Origin of the sequence: Bacillus sp. AF62, assembly GCF_050312695.1 — a bacterium.
In the GTDB taxonomy this organism is placed as follows: Bacteria; Bacillota; Bacilli; order Bacillales; family Bacillaceae_G; genus Bacillus_A; species Bacillus_A cereus.
The window spans coordinates 1-24,200 of record NZ_JBNPJZ010000048.1 but is presented as its reverse complement, the minus strand read 5'-3'; the positions used below and the strand labels follow the sequence as shown (position 1 = coordinate 24,200).

Below are 24,200 nucleotides of genomic sequence, written 5' to 3'. Positions count from 1 at the left end.
AGAGAAATATAATATTTTTAATGAGCTTTCACTATAAATGTAAGTATGCTTTCAATCTTTTTATCTTTATCCTCATAACACATCATCTGTTATATAATGAATTTATAGAATTTACAGAAAAAAGGAGTCTTTTCATGCTACAACAACTATTCAATTCACCTATTCTATCCGTTCAGGCCTTGCACCCAGGTTATGAAGATCATGCAAGTGATGTTTTTCTCGTTCAAACAGAAGATACAGAAGTTATCGTTCGTACCTCTAAAATGAATGAAGAACCAAATAATGATTTTTGGTGGGGATGTAAAAATCTATTTGGAATTGATCCAAGGAACGTCCATCATTTAGAAACTGTACATACATTGCTGCAAGAACATACGAATCTTCCTATCCCAACAATATTAGAAAAACATGTTTTAAATGGCCGTGAATTTGTGGTGGTCGAAAAGTTAGTAGGTAACACAGTTCAATCTTTTATCGAGCAACCAGATTCTATTTTATTTAGCCTAGGAAAAGGACTTGCAGAAATACATAAGTTTAAAGCCGATTTTATAGGAAATCCGTCAGGCACGTTCAAAATTCCACTAAATGAATTCCAATCACATATTTTAAACGTGAGTAAAGAGCTTGTGAATATGTTTTATTCCGATGATGAAAGCATACAAGATGCATTTCCTACCTTTGAATCACAGCTTTCTTCCCTGTCCGTACCAAAAGAAGCTACACTCGTCTTACTTGATATGGACCCTACCCAATTTTTATATGACGGTACAACTATTACGGGTTTAGTAGATACTGAAGCTTACGCGGTTGCCCCGCGAGAGTTTGATTTTATCGGACTAGAATATGTACTTACTGAAAAAGAAGCACATGCCTTTCAAAGTGGTTACGAAACAATTATGCCTATTCCTCATCTTGTAGAATGTAGACAACCATATCGTTATTTATACCGACTGTTATCTGTGCAAGGTAGTGTGGAATTAAAGGAATGGTTAAGTTACCCATCCTATTTTTAAATACAAATGAGAGGGAGTATACAATGGATATTCAGAAAAAGCGTTCTGTAACAGAAAGTGAAATACAGCAAATGAAGGATTTGGCTTATATTTGCGGGCAACAAGACAATCTTGATTACTCTTCAGATTTACATATCAACTTTTTAAAAAATCGAAATGAAGATCATATAAACGATTTTCTTCTTTATAACGGTACTCAATTAATTGGCACTTTAAATATGTATGATTTCGAAAGACCAACAAAGCTTGAACTAATAGGCTTTGTACATCCTCATTTTAGAAAACAACGTTTCGGAACTACCCTTTTACAAACTGCAATGAAAGAAATACAAAATAGAGAGACAGATGAAGCTCTTCTTATTATCAATGGGGATTCTATTTCTGGGAATGAATTTATAAAACATATGAAGTTACCGTATTTATATAGTGAATATAGTATGGAGTTCAAAATAAACGAAATTCAAAAAACAACAGATAATAATATACAGCTTACTCTTGCATCTTCAGAATCACTGCTTGACCTTATTGAGATTTCTAGTAAAGCTTTTGGTGATTCAGTAGACAATACGGCTACATGGTTACAAAAAATGATGACTTCACCTTCTCATAAAGTTTACAGTGCTCTTATTAACGAAAAAGCTATTGGAACAATTACAGTTACTAAGCAAGAACAATCTACTACATTATCAGGATTCGCTGTTCATCCTTCTTATCAAGGTAAAGGATATGGAAAAGATATTCTTAATTATATGGTACATACCCTTATTACAGAAGGAACTTCAACAATTGAATTAGACGTCGAAACGAAAAATAACCATGCTTTAAAACTATATACACAATGTGGTTTTAAAATTAAAACGAAGCATGACTATTATAATTTAATGAATAGCACGGAGAATATTTATGTCTAAAAAACTTATTTATTCTGATTATGATATTTTCGCATCTATTTATAATAAACATTGGGGACATTTTGCCGAACACTCCTATCTAGCTTTTGAAAAACTCGTTTTACAATATGCACAACCACATTCTCATATTTTAGATCTTTGTTGCGGGACTGGTCATCTTACTAGGAAACTACTTGATAACAATTTTGTAGTAACTGGTATAGATGGTTCTACTCAAATGATTGAATATGCACGTGAAAATGCGCCAGATGCAACCTTTTTCGTCAATGACGCTCGCTATTTCAATATAAATGAGCAATTCCACTACGTCATCTCTGCCGGTGATAGTTTAAACCATATTATGAATTTAGATGAACTAAAAAGTGTGTTTCACAACGTTTACTCCGTATTACATAACGAGGGTATATTCGCATTTGATATGAATATGGAAAAAGGATTTCTTGAAAACTGGATTGCTTCGTTTCATATTTCAGAGAAAGAATATGTTTGTACGATTGATTCTACATTTGATAATAAAAACAAAAAAGCAGAAATGAATTTCATATTATTTACGCGTGATACAAATGATATTTGGAAAAGAAGTGACTTTTCTTTTAAAGAAACATGTTACACTAAAGACGAAATTACTCATGCATTACAATCTGTAGGTTTTAAAAATATTCAATCGTACGGTACAAATAGAGCATTTTTCACTTGCCAAAAATAAAAAAACTGAATCTAAATGATTCAGTTTTTTCTTAATATATTTACAACTGCAGTTGTTTCGTCATTTTCTTTATAAACACGCGGAATTCTTCTATCTAGCATACATGTAACTTCATAGTTTATTGTACTTAACATATCCGCTATTTCTTCTACTGTGATATTTTCTTCACCTTGTTTACCGTAGAATACTACTTCGTCTCCTACTTGTACTGGCATCGCTTTTGAAACATCCAACATTAACTGATCCATACAAACACGGCCAATTACAGGTACTCGAACCCCGTTAATTAACGCATAGCCTTTATTAGATAATTGACGATTATAACCATCAGCATAACCAATTGGTACAGTCGCAATCCATTCTTCACCAGTTGTTACATACGTATTCCCATAACTTACACCACGATTTTTCTTCGCATGTTTAATATGAGCCACTTTTGATTTTAACGACAACGCAGGCTGTAAAGAAACGACTGAATGATCCACCTCTTTTGATGGATACATACCGTACACTCCTATTCCAACGCGCACCATATTTTGAAATGTGTTACTTAATTCCATTGATCCTGCACTATTTGAACTATGAATATATGGTATTTGAATTCCTAATTCTTTCGCTGTATTAACAGCTTTTTCAAATAAACTTGTTTGCATATTCGTATATGATTTATCGATTTCATCTGCCGTAGAGTAATGCGTAAATATCCCTACTACTTCTATATACTCCATACGGTTTAATTCTTCTAAAAATGGTTTAACTTCTTCTTCTTGTAAACCGATACGACTCATTCCTGTATCAATTTTCACTTGAATTTGTACTTTCTTTTGAAGACGGTTTGCAATTTCATTTATACCATGTAAATCTTCTACTCTATAAACAGTCATCATAACGTCATATTGAATTACATCTTCTACAGCCGCTACTGGTGTGTATCCTAAAATTAAAATCGGCACAGTAATTCCTGCTTCTCTTAATTCTATTGCTTCATCTACAAATGCAACTGCAAGTTGATTTATTCCAGCTTCAATTGCAGCTTTGGCAACTTCAACTGCCCCATGGCCATACCCATTCGCTTTTACAGCAGCCATCATCTTAATTTCTTCATCATTTACATGTTTTTTAAATTCTTTTACATTATGTTTTACAGCATTTAAGTCAATTTCTACAATTGTATCTCTTCCATATTTCAAACTCATTGGTCTAACTCCTAACTCAATAATTGCATTCCATTCTATTTCACGTTTCATATGACCTTTTACAATATAATACTTTTCATTATGCTAGTCAAACTACTAGAATTTTCGGAATTTTGAGTATGATATAATATCCTCAAGAAACTATTATATACGGAGACGAGGAGAATTACAATGTTTGTTCAATCTGCATTACATCAACTAAAAGTTGCTATTGATACTTCTATTTATATGCTTAACCAATATAGTGAAAACGATTTAAAAATACAACCGATTCACTCAAAACGATCATTATTTGAAATGTGTACACATCTTTCTCTTATTTGTCATGCTGATTTGCTCATTTTAAATGGTATTCCAGAAAAAGAATTACATACCTTTTATATAGAACATACGCCCGTAACAGTTGCTCAAATGCAACAAACGATGATTGAAGGATACAACCTTCTCTCCAAAACATTTCTTTCCTACTCCCAAATAGAATTAGCAGAAGTTATGACTGCCTATTGGGGTATTTCTTATTCGCGCTTTGAATGGTTACTTGAAATCGTTGCACACTTTTATCATCATCGTGGACAAATTCATCTTTTATTATGTGAGCATATGAAAGATCCTCGCATTCCTTTATTTGAGTGATTTTCCACTTATTCATTAATTATAAATAGAGAAGCTACAAAACCAATAAAAAGTAGCATTCCTAATAAAATAAATGTTTGAGCATACCCTCCTATTTTCATTAGATAAATAGAAATAATAGGTCCTATACTAGTACCTAAAAATAAAATAAAAGTATAAATAGATACTGCTATTCCCCTCGCTTTCCCTCCTAATTGACCTACAAGAGAAACTAAAGACGGAACGGATATAGCAATACCTATTACAAAACAGACACTCATCATTACAAGTAGAGATAGATACGAAACAAAGCCCATTGAACTTATACTAAAAATAGCGATCAACAATCCTCCCTGAAGAACTTTTCTTACTTCAAACCTCTTCGTTAAACGACCTGCAAGCGGTGACAGCAACATACCAAATAGCCCCGCTAAGCGAAAATAAAGAATTTGTTCTGCAGTTAAATTGTAAGTAGGAGAGCTCAAATAATTCCCTAAAACAGTATACATATTAACAAAAGCCATTAATAAAACAAATGCAATTATATAGCTTAATACTAAGCTTTTATTTGTAAAAACTTTACCCATCTGTTTAATTGGCCCCAAAATATCAGTATAGGATTGAGACGTCTCTCCTTTCGGAAGAGAATAATAAACCCATATAGCAGTACTTATATAGACAATGCTAAGAAGAAAGAAAACCATATGCCATCCAAAATGCTGACTAACAGCAGTACTTATTACCTGCCCTACAATTCCAGCTACTAAAAAACCAGTACTAACAAATCCTATTGTTGTAACCCTTCTTTCTACTGGGAACATTTCTACAACGTAGGCTAGCGCTACTGGAGAAAATGTAGCTGCTGCTATCCCTTGTATACCTCTAAAAATAACAAGCCAAAATAAACTATCTACAAACCCTAAGCAAAAAGAAACAATCGACAGTGCAAGCAATCCAATAAAAATCACTTTTTTTCGTCCATATTTATCAGAAATTGCCCCAAATAACAAACACCCTATAGCAAAGCCAACAGAAAATATACTTCCTGTAGCTGCCGATTGTGCTAATGACGTATTAAAAATGTTTGAAAATAGAGAGATTAAAGGTATTGTTACATATAGGCTAGACATAACTACCATACCTGACCAACATAATACTGCTGTCATTATTGTATAATTCTTTTCACTATTTACTTCCTTTCCTATTTCCATCATAAACTCTCTCCCTTATTACGATTTGTTTTTATTAGTTTAAACTCTCTAAATTACTAAAATAGCATTCCTTTAACTCTTATTTATTTTAATTACATAGCAAAAATTATCACCGTTCATAAAGTTAGTTAAGCATATAATAAGGTAAGCTAATTATATGTCCAAATAAATAAGTTGATCTTCATAATCAACTTATTTACCTACCTTCTCCTAATTTCACCTGCATAGTTGTTTGCATTTTATTTAATAGCTTTTCTAAAACTTGACGCTCTTCTTGATTAAAGCCATCAACTAACGAAGCGCAAGATAACCAAAAAGTTGGTAAAGAATGTGTAACTAGTTCTTTTCCTTTCGGAGTAATTTTCACCTTTAATCTTCTTCGATCTTCAGAATGGTGGAATCTTACGATTAACTCTCGTTTCTCCATCCAATCTAATAAGCCAGTGACAGAAGCACGTGTAATCCCTAATCGACTCGCAATATCCGAAGGACTCATGTTCACCTCTTCCCCATTCGCTTCCATTTCACGCAAAATAAACAATAGTAAAAAATCTAATTTACTCTCTGAAATACCAAGCGGAGCTAAATCTACGTCAACCGCATCAAGAACATTATCAGACGTCCATAACATTAACAAACCAAGTTTTGCTGCGATTGGATCCGTTTCCGCTGATGCTGTCTTTTTGATTAACTCTGCGTACGGCTCAATCCCTAAAGGAAGAGAATCTTTTCTTGAATCCATTCATCTTCACTCTCCTTTCTCATTAAATAATTAGCTTACCTAATTACTTTCTCATTATACTCATATTTTTCCTTTTATTGCAAGCACATTGTTGAACAAAAAAATCCTATTATTAAAACAGGATTTTTCACACTGACTAGCTATCAGTTTTAAATAATGTGCAACTTCTTTAAGGCATAAGAAATTCCGCCTTCACTCGCCTTCGTTGTAACGAAATCAGCCCTTCTCTTCAACTCCTCTCCACCATTTCCCATCGCAACTCCTAATCCTACATACTGCAACATCTCAATATCATTTCCACCATCACCAAAAGCAATGGCTTCTGATTTACTAATATTTAAATGTTCCAATACTTTTTGAATTGCAGTTAGCTTCGATACTTTACTATCTTCCAATACATTCATAACGTAACCATGAAAACGGTCAAACGTAAGTGCTGGATATCTTTCAATGAATTTTTGAGCTTCTGCTTCATCAGCATACAGACATATGCAATACATCTCATCTGACAAGTTTTTAACTTTGTCAGGATACCGCTCTAAATTTAAAGTTTCATTTAACGCTCGTATGACACGTTCATCTTTGGAGGCAATATCATTCATTGCAAATTCTTCTGTAAAGTAAGAAACACTGTGACCATCTATTATGTATAAAACTTTAATTTCTTAAAACTGCACAAAATGGCTATATTACGCAGTTTTGTACTATATCAAAGATTATAAATGGCAACACTTTTCCGGTTGTTTGTGACCAATTTGTTACCTCAAAACTTCAAAATAAAACTAACAAAAAATAAAAGAGCACAGCGTGTATAAAGAGTGCGTCAACACCCTTTATACCGTCCGCCTATCACAACTAGGCAAACACTTGCTGTAACTCTTTATGTACCCCATTTTACCGTACATAAGAGTCTCCTCGCAACAGTTTGCTTACATTTTGTGGCATACTGTTGCTTTTTTGTTTTCGGAGGAGACGAGCCCTTATGAAAAAACTGACTGCCTATAATGCAGATGTTCAAAAATATATGCAACGAAATCGTTTAAGCACGCAAAAGAAATATGAGATTATGGATACTATGAGAAAACGTGTCGATGATACGAATCAAAGCTTCGAAAGTTTATTTCCTTCTCAATCTAAGCGGAAAGGTGTAATGGATCATATTGTTTACATGCTCTCAGGAAATGGTATATGCAAGATTTCTGCTGAGACATTAGCAAGTAAAGCGGACTGTTCTGTAAGAACTGTGACTGATACTGTTCGTGCATTAAAACAAACAGGTGAAATCTTGGTCGCTGGATTAGCGGATGGTAAGAATAAATATGTATTTGTATTAAAAACGCATCCTAATTTCACAATAATCATGAAAGAGGTATTTTACCTAGATACCGGCCAAATTGCCGAACTACATGCCAAGCAGGTTGCCGAACAGAAAAATCATGAACCCCTTGAGGCTGTAAGTCTAGAGACCGAAAAAACAAGTTCTAACTATAATAACTCTAGTAACTCTTTACATACTGTAAAACAAGAAAAAAATAATGATATAGCATCCCTAATAGAATCAATTGAAAGCGAATTTGAAGAATCACAAAACGATGCCCAAAAAGAATTTGAAAGAATTCACACTTACTACGTGAATGAATACCAAGAAATGATGTACCATACAATCAAAGGTGGAACGTATCATCCTACTTTAAAAGCAAACGCATCGATTATTGGATTACGTGTGGGTAGCAATTGTGATAAAAGGCTATTTTATCTTGCGTTCAATGCGCTAAGTAAGATTGATAGATTCCTAAAAAACAATGGTACTCTTACAGACAGTGTACAAGCCTTATTTTCTCGTGTTTATTCAGATAATATCAAAGTCTCTAAAGCATCTAAAAAAGCTAGCATAAGTCATTCTGCAGCGACAAAACCACCTGTCAAAGTACTTTGGTATAATTGGCTTGTGGAGGAGGAAAAAAAGGCGGTTACAGCCAATACATCCACAAGTACAATAGACTATTCTCTAGTTCCAGATGTGTATTACAAAATATCGAAAGAAGAAGCTGATGAAATGGGATTGTATTAAATATCTATATATACGTAAAGAGGACGTTTCGCAATTTTTTCAACATAATTTAGATGATATGGATTACCGTGTGCCACCATCTATGTGTATGGAGTTACAAACTGCTTTTGATTCAAAGTTAATTAATGAGTTTTTCAAAAACGCACGAAACATTGCGAAGAAGGCTGCAAAAAAAATCATTTTACTAGCGAATGCTTCTTCTGTACATTTTCATGGGGATAATATAGAGATCTTTAGGCGGAATGATTGAGGGATAAACTTATATGCAGCCATTCATTTGGTGCTTTGTTCCACATGAAACTAAATTATTCTTTTCATCCTCCCATTACTTAAAAAATCCTAATCTACTATGGGCAAACAAATCGTTTTTTATTTTTCAAATTAAAATTGGAATTAAAGACCAGTCCGTTACGTATATTGATTAGGGCTTTGGTTTCAATAACAAAAAAAGAGCGATTACGTGAATAATCCATAATAGCATGAAGGAGACCACCGCTGTCTACAGCGATATGTCGTTTGATTCCTGAGACTTTCTTTCCGGCATCGTAGCCTTTTTCACTCGCTATCCATGTATTTTTCACGCTTTGTGCATCTACGATGCAGAAGCTTGTCTGATTTTTTCGACCATCTTGCTCACGATAGGTTTCGACCAATTTTTTTATGCACTTTTTCGAGAAGACTTATGCCATTCTCGTTTGTTTTTCGCCAAATCTGATAGTAGAAATATACCGTTTGCCAGTTTGGGAAATCACTTGGTAGATTGCGCCATTGGCAGCCTGTGGTAAGCACGTATAGTGCACCGCAGAACACCTCATATAAATCAACTGTGCGTGGACGTGTCCTTTTTCGTGCGTTTTCCAAATCTTCTCGAATGAGTTCAAACTGTTCACGCGAAACGTTACTTGTATAATTATGTATCATAGAAAATATCCTTTTTTGTACAGATTATACCATAAATTCTAAACAGGTTCTAACTGTTCGTGGGAAATATTACTTGCATAATCGTGGATCATAGGAAACCTCTTTTTTGTGCAGATTACACCATAGATTTTAGACAGATTTTAGATTAAAAATTTCTTAGTAAAGGATGGATGAAATGGCAACTTTATCAGATTTGTACTCACCAGTACCGCATAATGTTTTAGTAGTTCCCCCACTAGAAACAGGGGAATATTGGGATGCCTTTAAAGCATTTTTTGAAGAATTAAAAGGTGGATGGGGGGATTTCGAGAAAACGGGATACCGACAACCATTCGAAAATGTCCTTAACCAAGGTATTGGGTTAGTTAAAGGTGGACAGCTAGATTATGCATCCTTCGCAAAAGCACTTCTATCTTTTGCAAAATTAGCTCCCGGTGGAGATTTCATTGTTCCGATTGCTAGTGGATTAATAGATTTTATTTTCCCCTATCTATTTGGTGGTACCTCAGGACAAAACAAAGAATCCGCTTTTTTTCAAATGATTATGGAACAAGTAGAAAAAATGATAGATGCAAAACTAGAAGCATTTTCACTTAATGATCTAAATAATATAGTTACAGGTTTAGGAAGGGTTGTAGGTACTTTCCAAGAACAAATACAAATAGCAGTTGGGCAGGGACAAACACCTGGTTCTAGATTAGCTCAATGTTCAAACCCTCCTTGTACACCTTCAGCAAAAGATTTAGATAATGTTACAGTATCTTTTAAAGATACGAGCACACAGTTTGAAGCCAACTTAGCTTTCTTTGCAAATCCTTCTGGACTATCGTCAGATCCAGACAGAGCCCGTCAGACTATTATGTATACTTTACCAATGTATGTAACAGTTGCAACTTTACACTTATCTGTATATCAAGGATTTATTCAATTCATGGAAAAGTGGAAAAATATTTCTTATGATGAAGGATATATCAATAGTACAAAAGCTGCTTTACAAAGAAATATCAATGAGTATTCACAGACTGCATCTGAAATTTATAAAAAATACTCAACAGACTATGCAACTCAAAGTAATACAAAAAGAAACCTGAATGCATATATTCGATATAATCGAGTAATGATAACACAAGTATTTGATATGGTAGCAATGTGGCCTTCTTTATACCCAGATGACTATGCTGCAGGATTGGATACAGATCAAACTCGTATGGCATTTGGGGATCTGATTGGACCAGTAGAAATGAAAAAGAAAGATAATGGAATTGATGATGAACCGAATTATAAAGGCGGACAATATAATGATCTTCACTTTCAGCTATATAATATCTATGGTGGAAAAGTACCTGGAAATGATATTTTCAATTATTTTTATGAAGGATTTCAATTAAATGCAGCAAATTTTATGACCCAAGGAAATTCTCAACGTACTTCAATAAGAGATTGTTATGTAAGTAATTTTTTTGCCACATATAAAAACTACCAGAGTACAGAGTATTTTCAAACTTGGGATGGTAGTAGTTATGATCACAATGCATACTATCCCGGCTATATTAACAAATGTTATTCGCTTCAAAGCTCTCCTCCAACAGGTGGTTGTAGTGAACTTACTCGTTCAAATCCTACTCAACTAAGATATATGAATATGCGATCTCAAGAATCTCAATACCTAGCTTATACGGATCTTGAGGTTGATGGAAATGCGATTGCAGGATGTATTCCGTTAACCTATACTCCTCAGTATGGCGGTACTTCATTGAATACTACCTTTAATAACCAAAAAATTCAAGCTGTTTATGGAGTAAAAGCTGACAACGCTAACGGTAAGCTTGCAGATGCTAGTGGCAGAATGGGATTTCTTTATACACTGGTTGACTATAATCTATACCCTCAAAATATAATAGGGCAACCCAATGACGATGGCACTGTAGACGCAACGATTCAAGGATTTCCTGCGGAAAAAGGAACTTTAAATCTGACGACAGATCCTTTAACAAAAGTATTCGAACCAATTAATAGTGCAGCAGCTGTCAAATTAACGCAATCTCAAATATTAGCATTACCAATTACCAATCTAACCTCTCAAAACTATCAAATTCGTGTTCGATATGCAAGCAAATCAGATATTACAATTTTTTTCCATGTTGAAACACCTAATGGAGATCTAAACCGTGGTGAGCAAACGCTTAAGAATACGGAAAATGCTAGAGGTGTAGCGATTCAAGGTAACAATGGGAAATATTTTTTACAAAAATTAACAGATAAGACTTCCATTGTTTCAGGAAAATCTACAATATATATTCAAAATAATAGTAATGCCGATCTCTTTTTAGATCGTATTGAATTTGTTCCTGTTGCAGCCCCCCCTGTTCCAGATTCGGGGCAACCCATTAATTACCAAATAACAGGAGATTTGCTCATGGGTGACCCCAATCTCGATAATTGGAGTGATCCTTTACCACTGATAGACGTTAGAAACATTTGGGATAACCCATCTCATAGTATAGCATTTACAACAAACTTAACCGGATCCATTACTTTTAATCCTTTTGTAAATATTCAATACACCGCTGCTATAAATCTTTTAAAAAATCGCAGTGTGGTTGAAACGGTGCCTTTAGGTAGTGGGGCAATTACTAAGCCATCAACCCTCCCGGTAAATATCCAGAAAACTGTAGCTGGAGGGTTTGATGCAATACAATTAGAGATTCACCATGACCATGCTGTAAATTTTGACGCACAGATATCAGGAAATGTATCAGGAAAGTCCAATTCTTTTATATCATTAGAAGACTTAAACCGAATCACAGCGCAAGTCCATCGTTTATTCAATGCCTCTCAAACAGAGTTAGCTGATACTGTATCTGATTATTTACTTGATCAAATCACAATGAAAGTCAATGCCTTATCCGATGAAAAATTCGGAGTAGAAAAGAAAGCATTACGCCAATTACTCAATAAAGCAAAACAATTCATTAGATCCCGCAATCTGCTGGTTGGAGGCGACTTTGAAATGAATCATGGTTGGTTACTCGGGCCTAACGTGACACGAGTAGATTCTTCAACAGGAGATTATCTATTATTACCACCGCCAACCATGTATCCATCTTATACGTATCAAAAAATAGATGAATCTAAATTAAAAGCCAATACAAGATATACGATCTATGGTTTTATTGCGCAAGGTGATGAATTAGAAGTAGTTGTTTCTCGTTATGGAAAAGAAATTCACAAGATACTCCATGTTCCATATGAAGAGCTGTTACCAATTTCTTCGGATGATACTGTGACATGTTGTCAAGCGAATCCTTGTCCACCGTGTCAAGGAGAAACAAGAGACTCTCATTTCTTCCACTACAGCATTGATGTGGGAGCATTACAACTGGAAAAAAAGCCAGGGATTGAAGTCGGGTTCCGCATTATGCAACCAAATGGATTTGCTACAATCAGCCATATTGAAGTTCGAGAAGAACGTCCATTAACAGACAGAGAGATCCAAAAAGCACAGCGAAAAGAAGCGAAATGGAACAAAGCATGGAATAAACGTCAACAAGCACTCCAACATCAAGTACAGCCTGTCATTGATGCGATTAATGCATTATATCAAAATAAAGATTGGAATGGCATGATTCTTCCAAGCATCACCTATCAAGATATTACTTCTATTGTGGTACCAGACTTAGGGGAACAAACGCATTGGTTTATGACAGATCGTGAAGGTGAATATTTCTCTTTACAACAACAACTAAACGATGCCTTGATGCGTGCGTATGAACAAGTAGAAACACGTAATCTCATTCATAGTGGTGATTTTACAAATCAGATGATCGACTATACAAAAGATTGGACTTCTACAGGTACACTTACTCGTAGCGCAAAAGGCTTGCTATTCGGAGATCCATATACGAGTATCACGCAAACGGTCGAGCTGACTGACTGGAATGATGAGAAAGAATATAAGCTGACTGTCTCTGCACAAGGAAGTGGAACAATTACCGTTCAACATGGAGAAGAGGAGTTAGAGATAGTGCGCTTCACACCTGATGTACTTGAACCAATAACAACTCCTGTCTATTTAGATGCTGGAACGATAGAGATTACCGTGCAAGCAGATAATGAGAATTTCCTTCTCCAAAGTATTGTATTGGAAGAAGTACCTGATGACTCCAACACAACACATTTAGTTACAATGGGGCCATTTGGCCAACTATAAAAGCAAAAACCAAACAAGTGAGGAATATTCTATTTCCTTTCCTTGTTTGGTTTTCTTCTATCTGTATTTTCATCCAACGAAAGGAGAGATTTCTATGCAGAAAAAATCAAAAGTCATTCACCCTCAGCTTTCCTCACAATCTCAATCCGCTACTCCTCCTGCCTTATCTGGTTATACGAAAAGAAAAGGATGTGGATGCGGAAACAAGCAATAATGTCATACAAACTTTTTATTACATTTCTAAATAAATTCTAACAATAGGCACAATTATATGTTTCCGCGCATATACTACAGTATGTCATATAACTCCTGCTTTTCATTGATAGAAAAAACACACGTATGGCAAGGGTGACCAACGTGTGTTTTTTCCTGTTCTATTTACAACACCTGTATAAAAAACTCAACTTACTTCGTCAAATATACATACCCCTCATGTGCCGTTACATAATATACACGACCTTTCGAATTGTGCACTTTAAATTGCGGAGATCCATTCACAATTATTTTCTTATCCATCACAAATCCTTCCCCAACATCCAACATACCCGCCACAGCGTCATCCTGCCATGACGACGAATAATAGAATCGTAGATTATTAACTTTAGAGATTACACTCTTCCTTATAATGGAAGAATCTACTGTACTTTTCTTACTAAACTTCACATAAGACGGATTATATTTAATCCATTGCTCTCCACCGAGGTTTAACCAACCATCTTTTTCACCCCATACAACATAAGCTTCTGGTTTGTTTAACTGACGAATTTTAGAATAGCTTGTACCTGGTCCTTTACGTAAATTCACATTGTAGCCTTCCATATAAGCAATACCATCCGTTACAGCCGTCCTGACTTCTGCTGATTTAGATGGTACTTCCACACTAGAATGATTGTATGCTCGTTGCACATCAGCACGAAATTGCGCTTCTGACACGCCATGACGCTGTAAATAATCCAGTGGATCTTCATGGTCTGTACCGCCGAGGTACTTTGTCACATCATAGTGAGTCCACAATCCTTTTTCTACAGATAGATTGTTATCTTTTAATATTTTTGCAAGTAATTTCACATATTTTTCATAACTGCGCTTAAATTTCTCGTAATTTGTTGTCTCACATAACTCTACATGAACAAATCTTTTATTTGCTCCTGGTCCAGCTCCATAAGCAATGTATTTTGTATCTGCAATTTGAATCGCTTCATTCCAATCCACTGCGTAATGAACGAATGCATTTCTCCAGGTACGAGTTTCATAACGTTGAATATTAATGGCTGGCGCTTCTGGTGTTGCCGTACTGTGGGCAACGACTCCTTCATATAATCCTACACCGCCCCTGTATGACGTTTTCGGCAAATCAGGTATCAAAAGGATTCTATCGGCAAAAACACTTGTAGACAGCGAAAATACGATACATACTGTTGTAACTATCCCCAGTAATTGTTTCATGTTTCTTTCTCCTCCCATAGAAAAACGCACCACCGATTGGCGATGCGTTCTCTTTGTTTTTTTATTTGTCTGTTTGTACTGTGCCTTCGTGGTCACTCCAGATTCCTAAAGCGACACCAAGTGTGAAAAAATAGGGTAGTACCTCATCAATAAAACTCTTCATTTCTAGTAATCCTGCCTTCGCACAAATGAATCCCAAGAGGGAGGCGAGTGCCACCCATGTTTTCCAGTTACGTAATCGTTTTCGGATATGTTCTTTTGTCATGTCTAATCATTCTCCTTTTCGATTGTATCCAAGCGTTTATGCGCTTGTTTCGTGCTTTCTTCTACTCTTGTCACGCGTTCCCCAAGTGCTACCATTTGTTTTTCACTTGCCTTTAAATCAATCCGGATATCATCCACACCTTTTCGGATATATCCCAGTTCTGCTTTGACCTCTGCACTTTGTTGTCCATCTGCTTTGATGGATTTAGATTTATTCAGTGCATAACCAAAATAGCTGATGGCGAGTGATAATAACGCAATCAACACGCCTATTTCAATTGTCATGTTTTTCAACTCCTCATCTATAAAAAAAGAGAGACAGTGTTGTCCCTCTTTTTAACAAACTACATTTACAGTGTAAACGTCAGCGCAATATGAATGGTATTGCCACTTTGAACACCATTCACGAAAATCCCACCATCTTTTTTTACTGTAACTTCACAAAAGTTTGTATTCACTCCTCCAGTTATCATAATAGCTGGAACCGCAATGTCTTGAACAGGTCTACATCCAACTGGAAGTGTAGCAAATACTGTTGCATTTTGCGCATTTCGGATGGAACCAATCACACTAATGTTTTCACCACTTCTCTTATATTTCAAAATCCTATCTGTTACATTCTCTACCCCGGTTGTAGGAAGGTTAATCCAACCTGTATCAGTTGCTTGTTTGATTATTCCGTCTGGCATAATTTTAACAGCTTTATTCCAATCCCAAGTATCCCCATGTTCTTTTGTAGACGGGGCGAATATCAGCTCTCCTTGCGCACCCTTATGAATAACCGTCTTATAAGAACGACTGCCTAATACAATGGCATGATCGCTCTTATATTCCAGCAACCCCGTTATGGTATCGCCCGCTTTCTTCACAATCTCCATCGCATCTATTTGTTTGTTAACGCTATCTACACGCGTTTGAATCCATTCCGTTACCCCTTTACATTTCGTATCTGTTTCCTCCACCTTCTTTTGAATATAAGGCGTAAGCGCTGCAATCTTCTGATTCGCTTCATCGATTTCTTTTCGATATCCTTTTACCCGTTCCATCGCCCCATCGAACTCTGAAATATAGTTTTCTATTTTAATCTTTCCTTCTTTTACATCCCGTCTTACTATAATCCGAATGTCTGGTGTACTCATTCGTTCTATACTTTTTTCCATCACAAAATAAGCTGTCCAATCATCCGATGTGGAAACAGCTTGCGAGGACAGCGTATATGAAAATACACCATTCTTTGCATCAACTATTTGGGCATCATCTCGAACGAACTGTCCAATTTGATTCATCGCTTCGTACTTCACTGCATACCCTGTTAAATCAATAATTTGCCCTTTTTCTCTTACATATACAGTCATCTTCAAGCCGTTTTTATCATTTTGTCTCGAACGAATTATTTTTGTAAACACAGGATCTGCTACATCTATCGTCATTTCCTCATTTCGCATGACTACACCTCTCTCTACCTATTCCTTTTCGCGCGTCTAGGCGGTCTTCTTTGACGTTTTACTTTGTTCCTGTGCTTTATATTTCCTTTCGGCTTTATCGGCTCTAATTCTTCGATTCTAGCATCTGTTTGGGTTACATACTCCTGAAATGCTTTAACAGTCTGCGAAATCATCCCATATAAGCTAACACCATTTTCTTCTGCTTCTTTTGGAATAACTAAACCATAATGCGCAGGAATTGCATCTGTAGTAATTGTCGGTTCTCCTTCTTTGCGATTCATACGCATTTCATAGAGTTTTGGAATGTCCGTTTTCAGATTATACTGTTTAATGTCCCAAGACATTACCTTTTCAAGTGCGCTGAATGCAACAGGACGGATATTGGTTTTATAGGTTTCTTTTGAAGAAACTTTGAAGTCTGACGCAATTACGCCTTGATAATATGTCCCAAGAGCGGTTTTCACTTGGATATACCCATTGTCCCAACTCGAATTTCGTATGATCGCATTTGGGAGCATAATATCTGTATCCCCTCCAGATGCAACCCCGATACTTGCAATCCAATTATCATTTCGATAAAAGCGGAACTGATCTTTGACTTTAAACCTCATTTCACTTTGAGCATCTAGGACAATCATTTTATCAGCATCGAGTATTGCATTCCCCGTTTGTGAAAAGTATAAAGAAGCTGCATTCAAGTATCCATTGCCATCGAGTCCTTTTGTCATTCCAATTCCACCAGACTTCACACTTATATCTGAGAATTGATACAACATGATGGCGCCGCTTGCACCTGTTTGATCTGAATCACCACCTAGAATAAAAGTGGGCTGTATCTCATTTCTACTATTTTTATAATATCCAATAAAGGCTCGTACTTTCGAAGATTCATACAGACGAATGAATTGTTTAGAGATGTTTACAAAATTAGCGGAATTCGATGTTTTCAAAGTTGAACCTGTTATTTCTCCACCTTGCACTAGATTTCCACTGAGCGTTCCCGCCGTAATAAAATCCGCAACAATTCTTCCGTCACTTGTAATGGCCGTTCCATATGGTCCATTCACACCTGTGGAAGAATACCCTAATCCATTCAAGTTCCATTGCCAAACCTTTTTCGCACTCTTTTCATCTTTCGTATCCATCATTAAAATCCGATCCGGATACATACGGACATGTCCTCCAAACCCTGAATTTATAAGGCTTGTAGCATTTGCTTTTGCTGCATCCAAAATAGAACTTGGCATATTTGATACTTCTTCTTGTACCAGGTCCACCTTACGGGAAACATCTGTAAAGGATTCTTTGAAGTTACCGATCATTATGTCCAAATACTCTTTTTTTATGGGGTCATATTTATAAGCAATTACCTTCGCTTTGATAGCAACCCCATTTTCTTCATGTATAACTGTAACGGTATCTGCCATATACACACGTTGTAAATGCTTATAATCCTTATATTCTTCTGTTTGGGATAGTTCTTGAAATTCCACTTTGTATGTAGCTTTTGGTTGATCTATTTTTTGGATTGTGAACATGTCCTTAGCGGCTTGACGCAAGCGCCTGTAGGCTTCTTCTAAAGGAACTGCATCCGCTTTGTTTGCGTGCTCTCCAACGGCAGCCTTTATGTCTTTACATTCCACCACCCTAATTTTAGGATGCGGGTATTTATTCATATTTGGACTATCTACATATTTTTCCGGAAGAAACAACCCATCAAATCCCTGCGGCATAATCCTAGTGACTGGGCTTTTCCAATCTACATTCCCTTCATATCCTAATAAATTTTTCTTATGACGAATCACTACCCCGCGATCCATCCCACGATTTTGGAGCATTTTTACGTCAAAATTATCTCGTTTTAATTCCCCGCCCCAACGATTAACAAATGAATGATCTTGACTAGAATCCAATAATGCTTCCACAGGATTTTTACGAACCATGCGTGCACTTGCAATAGTAGGAATATCCGAATAAAAAGTAAAAGGATGCTTATATTGGCAGCCTGTTGACATTCGATTCATAGCTCCATTGCCATTTGTCGATTCAACAAAAATATCTTCAATCAGATTTTCTGTTAAATCGTAAAAGATGTGATAACATTGCGCTGTCATCTCACCCATACTGACTTTAGGAGTAACAACTCGAAATAGCTGTTCTCCATCAGGAGTGGGTGCCTTGATGATGCTCATTCCGTCAATCTTCGTTCCATATGGAGCAAACAACGGATAGCTAAACGTAAATGCAAATAAACCGTTGAGTTCTTCCTCAACAGCTGCATGATAGATATGTTTGTCTAGAACACCAATTCCGTTATGCGTAAAATCAGTTTCATCTGGTTTATACAGTGTAATCATACATAACGCCACCTCGGTTCGATGATAAGTTTCGTCACTGCGCCCGTCCAGGTAAGGGTATTTTCTCCAACTTTGAAAAGTGGAAACTCTCCTATCATGTTGGGATTCATGGGTGTCGTTCCTGCATACGCTTCTAATAATTCAGAATCCACGATGACAGCATGTTCCACTCCTTTTATTTGGAATGCAACATCATTCACCATCATCCTGACATCCCCATTCCCATGAATCTCTACTTTCGGAGAAGCTTCAACCGTTCCAAAATTTAAAATGCTCGCTGGTTTTGTCAATACCAGCGGGACGGTTGCGACATATTCAAATGGATCCAGTGTAAATGCCACTTCAAACTCTCCGTACTCTTCGATTTCATTTGCAATATCACCAATTTCAACAGATTTAATTTTTCGGTATACTTCATCATCAGTGAAATACAATGTTTCGCCATTTAGGAACCATGCCTTGATGCGACGGATTAAAGGTTTTATAGTTTCATCTTCTAATAAATTAAACTTCATTTTTAAAGGGACGTCTTCAAACGCCCCTTTTTTTGTTAACGAACCATGCCGCCCTGGTACTTCTATGTGTTCCACTTTTTGTTTTGCAGTTGGAATAACAGGACGATCTACCATACATATTCGATAGTCACTCGCTAATTCCGTATCAATTCCAATATCTAGCAAATCAATTCCTCCCTATTCCCATATGTAAGTTACGTCCTTTTTGTGCAAACCAATCATCCGCTTTTTCGAACATCTTATTTAAATCATTTTCATTTCGAACAGTCGTGTGGAAAGTAACTTCATTTGTGATTTGTTGTGGTTGATTATGAATAACGTTCATTCCACCCTTACCAGCAAGTGCGTTTCCAGCTAAACTAGGTAGACCTGAAAGCATTCCGCCACCGCTTAGAATACCGTTGACTTTTGACATTGCATCTCCTAGAATCCCACCACTCGCGAACGTTGTAGGTGCAAATGCCATCATCGGTTCCATTGGTGATGCGAAAACGGGAACGGCGAAACTACGAGGTACTAACGACGGCCTTTCGGTACTGTCATCCACACTTATGCTGAATGAGCTAAATGGATTTAATTTCCCTAACATATCTCCAGCTGAATTCCATGCATCGCGAACTTTTCCGACTACTTTGTCTAACCATTTAGAAACCCCTTTGTATAAATCATAGAAGTAGTCGATCGCGTTTTGAATCGGTCTGTATACAGAAGTAAGTGTGTCAGAAATAGAATCCCAGTTGTCTTCCACATAACCTTTGATTCTATTCGTGATGCTAGATGTTTTGGAAGACATATTATCCCAGGCGTCTCCAACCCTGTCTTTTACCCGTCCCCAAACTTGCTCCGTAACCGAGCTGATCGTGTCCCAGTTATTTTGAACCTTACCTTTTACATCACTAGCTTTATCGCTCGTTTTAGAAGAAATTCGATCCCAAGCGTCGCTGACTTTTGTTTTTATTTCTTCCCATTTTTGAGAAGTAGCGTCACTGACCGAATTCCAACCATCCGTTGCTTTTTGTTTCACGTCTGATACTTTTTCACTTGTTTTACTAGAAATTTCGTTCCATTTATCTGAAATGTACGTTGAAACCTTATTCCAAACTTCAGACGTTACGCTAGAAATTGTATCCCAGTTATTTTTAATGGTGTCTCTAATAGGTCCGATGAAAGACTCTACAGTATCTTTTATCCATTGCCACGTATCACGTAGTATGTTTTTTATACCTTCCCAAACTGAAGATGTGAATTCAGTTATTGCGTTCCAATTTTCGGTTACAATTCCAATTAAAATATCTTTATATTCATTGAATGTGGAAGAAATAACATCCCATGCTTCTTTGATATAACCTTTCATCCATTCCCAAAATGCAAGGACAGGTTCTTTTATTAATTCCCAACCTAAAATGAATGCTGTTACTAACAATTGAAGTGGGAATGTCAGTATTCCAAAAAGGATATCCCAAGCGGTTTGTGCGATTTCTTTTAATCCTTCCCAGAAAGAAGAAAACCCTTCTTTGACGCCTTCCCATGCATCAGAACAAACTTGAGTAAATTCGTCCCAAATACCAGAGAACCAGTCACTTATTCCTGTCCAAAGTGATTTTGCTATCTCGCCAAACTGAGTCCAAAAATCAGACCAACCAGTTTTGAATTCTTCCCACTTCCGACTGAAGTATTCAACTATTGAATCCCAGCTTTCAGATACAGTTTTACTTAAAGAATCCCAACCTTCTGACGCTCCTTCAGCAATTCCATCCCATAATTCAGACATCCAAGTCGCGAAGTCATTCCACTTTTCTTTTAACCAATCTGTTATGCCACCCCAATTATTGAATATGGCTATTACAGCTACTACAGCCGCTATTATTGCCGCGATTGCTGCTACGACTAAAGCTACAGGCGCTCCGACAAATGTGGCTATTGCAGTAACTACCGTTGCAATTGCTCCACCGAAAGTTGTAAGCCAACCAACTACAGTTGTTATAACTCCGATAATCGCGCCTATTCCGGATATCAACGGACCTATTATCATGAGTAGCGGACCAAGAGCGGTAGCAACTAGAGCTACCACAGCAATAACTTTTTGAGTTTCTGAAGAAAGACCGGAAAATGCCTTAGATAAAGAATCAATCGCTTCTTTCACAACAGGCAACGCTTGTTCAGCTAGCTCTAAGAAAATCTTCCCTATAGGTTCTAACGCTTTCTTTAATTCACGGTATAAAGCTTGCGCTCTTTGTCCGAATGCTTCCTCTTGAATCGTTATAACATCTGACATTTTACCGGCAGTGTTATCTAGTTCTCCGTTAACATCCATAAGACTATAAACGCCTTTATTCCCTATATCTTCGAATTTCACGCCAAATATAGCTACACCAAGCTGTGTAGCTTTTACTTGATCGTCCATTCCTTTTAATTCATTTATTACAGCTTTGAATACATCAGCAGCTGGACGTTTACCAGCTTCGAATTCTTTCCACAAGTTTTGCGTTTCTTTAGACATACCGCCGAACGCATCCGACACACCTTTAGAACCGTCTTGTACACGGATTCCGAACTCTTTTACCAAGTCATTTACATAATCTAAATTATAAGCTCCTGCATCCAACCCGTTTTTTAGGATGTTTAACATCTCGCCAGAAGTGAATCCCGCCTGTTTGAATAATGGGGTATATTCGGCTAAGTTGTCCGTAAACTCGCCAGATTTATCAAGTCCAGCTTGTAACCCGGCTGTGATAACATCAAGTGCTTGCGTTCCGTCCATTCCATATTGCGTCATTAATGCAGAAGCGCCACGAGTCGTTTCGCTCAAATCTACATCAAACGTTTTAGATAAAGCCATAACTCCTTCCGTAACTAGTTGCAATTGATCTAACGGAACGTCTTTCATATTTTGCCATACTTTCATTACGGCGTTGTCTACTTCGCGTAAATTTTCACCCCAACCATGTAAGAAAACATCTTCAGCTACTTTCCCCACATTCTCCGCACCTTTAGCTGTTAAACCTAAAGATGCTTGAATTTGTTTTGTAGAAGTGTCAAAATCAGCTGCCCATTTACCAGTAACGCCCATAACACCAGCTATTGCAGGCGTTACAGTACTAGTTAAATTTTTGCCGATCTCTTTTGTCTTTTCGCCTACTTCCTTTAACTTATTACCTGTTTTTTCAGCTACGTTAGCTTGTTCTCTTAACGATGTACTTGTTTGTTCAACTTCATTTTTTAATCGCATTTCAGCTGTTCTAGCTTCATTTAACTTTGTTTCTAATTTGTTAACTTCGGTTGAGTTTGCGCCATATGCTGTTTTAGCATGTTCTAATTGTTGTTCAAGATTCTTGACAGAACGCGCGGACATTTCTAATTTTTCTTGTAAATGCCTTTGCTGCATTTCTAACTTTTCAGATTCGGAAATACTGTGACCAAGCGCGACTTTTTCCTGTTCTAAAGCAGATTTCAGTTTATTAGTTTCTGTTACTAATTGCGCTTCAGCTTGTTGCAATTCGTTTAATTTCTGTTTTGACTTACCTACTTCACTATTTCTTTCTGCTTCAGCTTGCCGAGCACGATCTAACGCTTGTGTCGTCAATTGAATCTTATTTGACATTTCAGCTTCCGCAATTTGAGCTTTTCTCATTGCTTCTTCGAGCTTTTTTACTTCAGTAGAGTTTTCTCCCCACACTTGCTTTGCTCTTTGTAATTATTGGGCTGTTTCTTGTGTCTTCCTTTTAGCTAGTTCGTATTGTTTCTCAAGTGTGGATAGAGAAGCTGTGTGTTTATCGGCTTCTGATCCGGTCAACTTCATTTGTGTTTGTGTTAACTTTAATTCTTGATTCAAGGCTCTATTTTCGCGGTTTATATCATTCAAATTCTTTTTATAATCCGCTGTATCAGCCCTAAACTTTATAACGGTTTCTTTTGAAGGTCCAGCCACTATTTTTCACCCTCCTTCTCTTGAAGGTAAGCTTTCCAACCTTCGTAAGCACTTTTGTTTTCTGCTATTCTTTGCACATCACGTAAAGGTAAATGCCAGAAAGTTTTTTCCGATATTTCAAAAATAAATACGTATAAACTGTATAGGTCTACGACGCACTCGATTTCGAATTTAGGAAGTTTTAATCCTTTTTTTTCGCTTTATCCTGGAAACCTTGCGCCATTTTGTTTTTATCCTTTTGTTTCCCTAGAACAGCGCCAAAAATTTCGAACGCTTCAGTCATGTTAACTTCATATTGTTCCATAAATTCTTCAAATCCCATGTATTCACTTGGCGTAGCCTGACGATAAGCTGCATAAACAACACGGAAAGCATCTAATAAATCAATGTTTTGAGTACCCCCAGTGGTTAATAACGTTCCTAAGAATGACTTACCAATAACGCCCTCTTTTTCTAATTTGAACAGCGTTAAAGCTGTTAAGTTTACATTTACCTTCACTTCTTCACCGTTCGCTAATGTAATTTGTTCTAACATATAAATCTCTCCTTTTAGACAAAATGAAAGAGCGCTAACTAGAGCGCCCTGCGTATTTTTATTTTGGTGTAACCTTACGTAGTTCAGCAGGATTGAATGTAGTTAACCATTTTTTTT

Annotated in this window: 19 protein-coding genes and 2 pseudogenes; 7 read left to right on the top strand and 14 right to left on the bottom strand. The window is 36.6% G+C overall.

Going from position 1 to position 24,200, the window contains the following annotated elements; translation table 11 throughout:
• The first annotated feature begins 134 nt into the window (after positions 1 to 134).
• Genes ACQRBL_RS10020 through ACQRBL_RS10010 form a run of 3 tightly spaced genes read left to right on the top strand, consistent with a single transcriptional unit; the run spans position 135 to position 2,630 of the window.
• Entirely contained in the window at positions 135 to 1,013 is an 879-nt protein-coding gene (locus tag ACQRBL_RS10020) for a hypothetical protein (RefSeq protein ID WP_063547111.1), read from the top strand.
• Positions 1,014 to 1,036: 23 nt separating this feature from the next.
• Positions 1,037 to 1,924: a GNAT family N-acetyltransferase gene (locus ACQRBL_RS10015; protein WP_411996569.1), complete on the top strand. Its 888-nt coding sequence runs from the start codon at positions 1,037 to 1,039 to the stop codon at positions 1,922 to 1,924.
• Positions 1,917 to 2,630, top strand: a complete 714-nt coding sequence (locus ACQRBL_RS10010; RefSeq protein WP_000038481.1) for a class I SAM-dependent methyltransferase — start codon at positions 1,917 to 1,919, stop codon at positions 2,628 to 2,630. Before ACQRBL_RS10015 ends, ACQRBL_RS10010 begins: the two co-directional genes overlap by 8 nt.
• Before the next feature lie 20 nt (positions 2,631 to 2,650).
• Here ACQRBL_RS10010 and alr read toward each other — a convergent pair whose 3' ends face one another.
• A complete protein-coding gene (gene alr, locus ACQRBL_RS10005; protein ID WP_002093966.1) occupies positions 2,651 to 3,826 on the bottom strand; it encodes an alanine racemase in 1,176 nt (391 codons plus the stop codon).
• 171 nt (positions 3,827 to 3,997) lie between these two features.
• Here alr and ACQRBL_RS10000 point away from each other — a divergent pair, with 171 nt between their 5' ends.
• Positions 3,998 to 4,459, top strand: a complete 462-nt coding sequence (locus ACQRBL_RS10000) for a DinB family protein (protein ID WP_000498006.1) — start codon at positions 3,998 to 4,000, stop codon at positions 4,457 to 4,459.
• An 8-nt stretch (positions 4,460 to 4,467) separates the two neighbouring features.
• Here the strand turns inward: ACQRBL_RS10000 and ACQRBL_RS09995 are convergent, their stop codons facing one another.
• The 3 genes and pseudogenes from ACQRBL_RS09995 to ACQRBL_RS09985 all read right to left on the bottom strand — a co-directional run.
• Complete coding sequence (locus ACQRBL_RS09995) at positions 4,468 to 5,649, bottom strand: MFS transporter (protein ID WP_411996570.1); 1,182 nt, start codon at positions 5,647 to 5,649, stop codon at positions 4,468 to 4,470.
• A 196-nt stretch (positions 5,650 to 5,845) separates the two neighbouring features.
• Positions 5,846 to 6,391 carry a MarR family winged helix-turn-helix transcriptional regulator gene (locus ACQRBL_RS09990; protein WP_000378333.1) on the bottom strand — a complete coding sequence of 182 codons (546 nt, stop codon included), beginning with the start codon at positions 6,389 to 6,391 and terminating at the stop codon, positions 5,846 to 5,848.
• Between the two features lie 149 nt (positions 6,392 to 6,540).
• A pseudogene (locus ACQRBL_RS09985) lies at positions 6,541 to 7,035 on the bottom strand (HAD-IIB family hydrolase); the annotation flags it as partial.
• A gap of 338 nt (positions 7,036 to 7,373) precedes the next feature.
• Between ACQRBL_RS09985 and ACQRBL_RS09980 the strand changes: the two are divergent.
• Both ACQRBL_RS09980 and ACQRBL_RS09975 read left to right on the top strand, forming a co-directional pair.
• Positions 7,374 to 8,462, top strand: a complete 1,089-nt coding sequence (locus ACQRBL_RS09980; protein ID WP_411996568.1) for a cytosolic protein — start codon at positions 7,374 to 7,376, stop codon at positions 8,460 to 8,462.
• Positions 8,443 to 8,712, top strand: a complete 270-nt coding sequence (locus ACQRBL_RS09975; RefSeq protein WP_197230725.1) for a hypothetical protein — start codon at positions 8,443 to 8,445, stop codon at positions 8,710 to 8,712. Before ACQRBL_RS09980 ends, ACQRBL_RS09975 begins: the two co-directional genes overlap by 20 nt.
• Before the next feature lie 223 nt (positions 8,713 to 8,935).
• Here ACQRBL_RS09975 and ACQRBL_RS09970 read toward each other — a convergent pair.
• Positions 8,936 to 9,383 (bottom strand): annotated as a pseudogene (locus ACQRBL_RS09970) (IS5 family transposase); the annotation flags it as partial.
• 175 nt (positions 9,384 to 9,558) lie between these two features.
• On the opposite strand from ACQRBL_RS09970, the gene ACQRBL_RS09965 reads away from it, so the two are divergent.
• Complete coding sequence (locus ACQRBL_RS09965) at positions 9,559 to 13,593, top strand: insecticidal delta-endotoxin Cry8Ea1 family protein (protein WP_411996567.1); 4,035 nt, start codon at positions 9,559 to 9,561, stop codon at positions 13,591 to 13,593.
• Between the two features lie 405 nt (positions 13,594 to 13,998).
• On the opposite strand, the gene ACQRBL_RS09960 is transcribed toward ACQRBL_RS09965, so the two are convergent.
• The 9 genes from ACQRBL_RS09960 to ACQRBL_RS09920 all read right to left on the bottom strand — a co-directional run bounded on the left by ACQRBL_RS09960 (position 13,999) and on the right by ACQRBL_RS09920 (position 24,083).
• A complete protein-coding gene (locus ACQRBL_RS09960; RefSeq protein WP_197230729.1) occupies positions 13,999 to 15,039 on the bottom strand; it encodes a peptidoglycan recognition protein family protein in 1,041 nt (346 codons plus the stop codon).
• A gap of 61 nt (positions 15,040 to 15,100) precedes the next feature.
• The gene (locus ACQRBL_RS09955; protein ID WP_411996566.1) at positions 15,101 to 15,304 is read right to left on the bottom strand and encodes a hypothetical protein; all 204 of its coding nucleotides are present in this window, start codon (positions 15,302 to 15,304) and stop codon (positions 15,101 to 15,103) included.
• Positions 15,305 to 15,306: 2 nt separating this feature from the next.
• Positions 15,307 to 15,588: a hypothetical protein gene (locus ACQRBL_RS09950; RefSeq protein WP_197270223.1), complete on the bottom strand. Its 282-nt coding sequence runs from the start codon at positions 15,586 to 15,588 to the stop codon at positions 15,307 to 15,309.
• A 65-nt stretch (positions 15,589 to 15,653) separates the two neighbouring features.
• Positions 15,654 to 16,748 (bottom strand): BppU family phage baseplate upper protein, encoded by a 1,095-nt coding sequence (locus ACQRBL_RS09945; RefSeq protein ID WP_411996565.1) that lies wholly within the window; start codon positions 16,746 to 16,748, stop codon positions 15,654 to 15,656.
• 14 nt (positions 16,749 to 16,762) lie between these two features.
• Positions 16,763 to 19,105, bottom strand: coding sequence for a phage tail spike protein (locus ACQRBL_RS09940; protein ID WP_427734448.1), 2,343 nt, complete (start codon positions 19,103 to 19,105; stop codon positions 16,763 to 16,765).
• On the bottom strand, positions 19,102 to 19,785 hold the full coding sequence (locus tag ACQRBL_RS09935; RefSeq protein ID WP_427734446.1) for a phage tail protein: 684 nt from the start codon (positions 19,783 to 19,785) through the stop codon (positions 19,102 to 19,104). The genes ACQRBL_RS09940 and ACQRBL_RS09935 overlap by 4 nt, the downstream gene beginning before the upstream one ends.
• A 1-nt stretch (position 19,786) precedes the next feature.
• The gene (locus ACQRBL_RS09930) at positions 19,787 to 23,296 is read right to left on the bottom strand and encodes a phage tail tape measure protein (protein ID WP_427734444.1); all 3,510 of its coding nucleotides are present in this window, start codon (positions 23,294 to 23,296) and stop codon (positions 19,787 to 19,789) included.
• 18 nt (positions 23,297 to 23,314) lie between these two features.
• Positions 23,315 to 23,548, bottom strand: coding sequence for a hypothetical protein (locus tag ACQRBL_RS09925; RefSeq protein WP_411996561.1), 234 nt, complete (start codon positions 23,546 to 23,548; stop codon positions 23,315 to 23,317).
• A 181-nt stretch (positions 23,549 to 23,729) separates the two neighbouring features.
• Positions 23,730 to 24,083 (bottom strand): hypothetical protein, encoded by a 354-nt coding sequence (locus ACQRBL_RS09920; protein ID WP_336457970.1) that lies wholly within the window; start codon positions 24,081 to 24,083, stop codon positions 23,730 to 23,732.
• Between the last annotated feature and the right edge of the window lie 117 nt (positions 24,084 to 24,200).

What these genes read in the sequence shown, in the direction of transcription:
- ACQRBL_RS10020 (WP_063547111.1), top strand. Translation starts at nt 135, where the DNA reads ATGCTACAACAACTATTCAATTCACCTATTCTATCCGTTCAGGCCTTG.
- ACQRBL_RS10015 (WP_411996569.1), top strand. Translation starts at nt 1,037, where the DNA reads ATGGATATTCAGAAAAAGCGTTCTGTAACAGAAAGTGAAATACAGCAA.
- ACQRBL_RS10010 (WP_000038481.1), top strand. Translation starts at nt 1,917, where the DNA reads ATGTCTAAAAAACTTATTTATTCTGATTATGATATTTTCGCATCTATT.
- alr (WP_002093966.1), bottom strand. Translation starts at nt 3,826, where the DNA reads ATGAGTTTGAAATATGGAAGAGATACAATTGTAGAAATTGACTTAAAT.
- ACQRBL_RS10000 (WP_000498006.1), top strand. Translation starts at nt 3,998, where the DNA reads ATGTTTGTTCAATCTGCATTACATCAACTAAAAGTTGCTATTGATACT.
- ACQRBL_RS09995 (WP_411996570.1), bottom strand. Translation starts at nt 5,649, where the DNA reads ATGGAAATAGGAAAGGAAGTAAATAGTGAAAAGAATTATACAATAATG.
- ACQRBL_RS09990 (WP_000378333.1), bottom strand. Translation starts at nt 6,391, where the DNA reads ATGGATTCAAGAAAAGATTCTCTTCCTTTAGGGATTGAGCCGTACGCA.
- ACQRBL_RS09980 (WP_411996568.1), top strand. Translation starts at nt 7,374, where the DNA reads ATGAAAAAACTGACTGCCTATAATGCAGATGTTCAAAAATATATGCAA.
- ACQRBL_RS09975 (WP_197230725.1), top strand. Translation starts at nt 8,443, where the DNA reads ATGAAATGGGATTGTATTAAATATCTATATATACGTAAAGAGGACGTT.
- ACQRBL_RS09965 (WP_411996567.1), top strand. Translation starts at nt 9,559, where the DNA reads ATGGCAACTTTATCAGATTTGTACTCACCAGTACCGCATAATGTTTTA.
- ACQRBL_RS09960 (WP_197230729.1), bottom strand. Translation starts at nt 15,039, where the DNA reads ATGAAACAATTACTGGGGATAGTTACAACAGTATGTATCGTATTTTCG.
- ACQRBL_RS09955 (WP_411996566.1), bottom strand. Translation starts at nt 15,304, where the DNA reads ATGACAAAAGAACATATCCGAAAACGATTACGTAACTGGAAAACATGG.
- ACQRBL_RS09950 (WP_197270223.1), bottom strand. Translation starts at nt 15,588, where the DNA reads ATGACAATTGAAATAGGCGTGTTGATTGCGTTATTATCACTCGCCATC.
- ACQRBL_RS09945 (WP_411996565.1), bottom strand. Translation starts at nt 16,748, where the DNA reads ATGCGAAATGAGGAAATGACGATAGATGTAGCAGATCCTGTGTTTACA.
- ACQRBL_RS09940 (WP_427734448.1), bottom strand. Translation starts at nt 19,105, where the DNA reads ATGATTACACTGTATAAACCAGATGAAACTGATTTTACGCATAACGGA.
- ACQRBL_RS09920 (WP_336457970.1), bottom strand. Translation starts at nt 24,083, where the DNA reads ATGTTAGAACAAATTACATTAGCGAACGGTGAAGAAGTGAAGGTAAAT.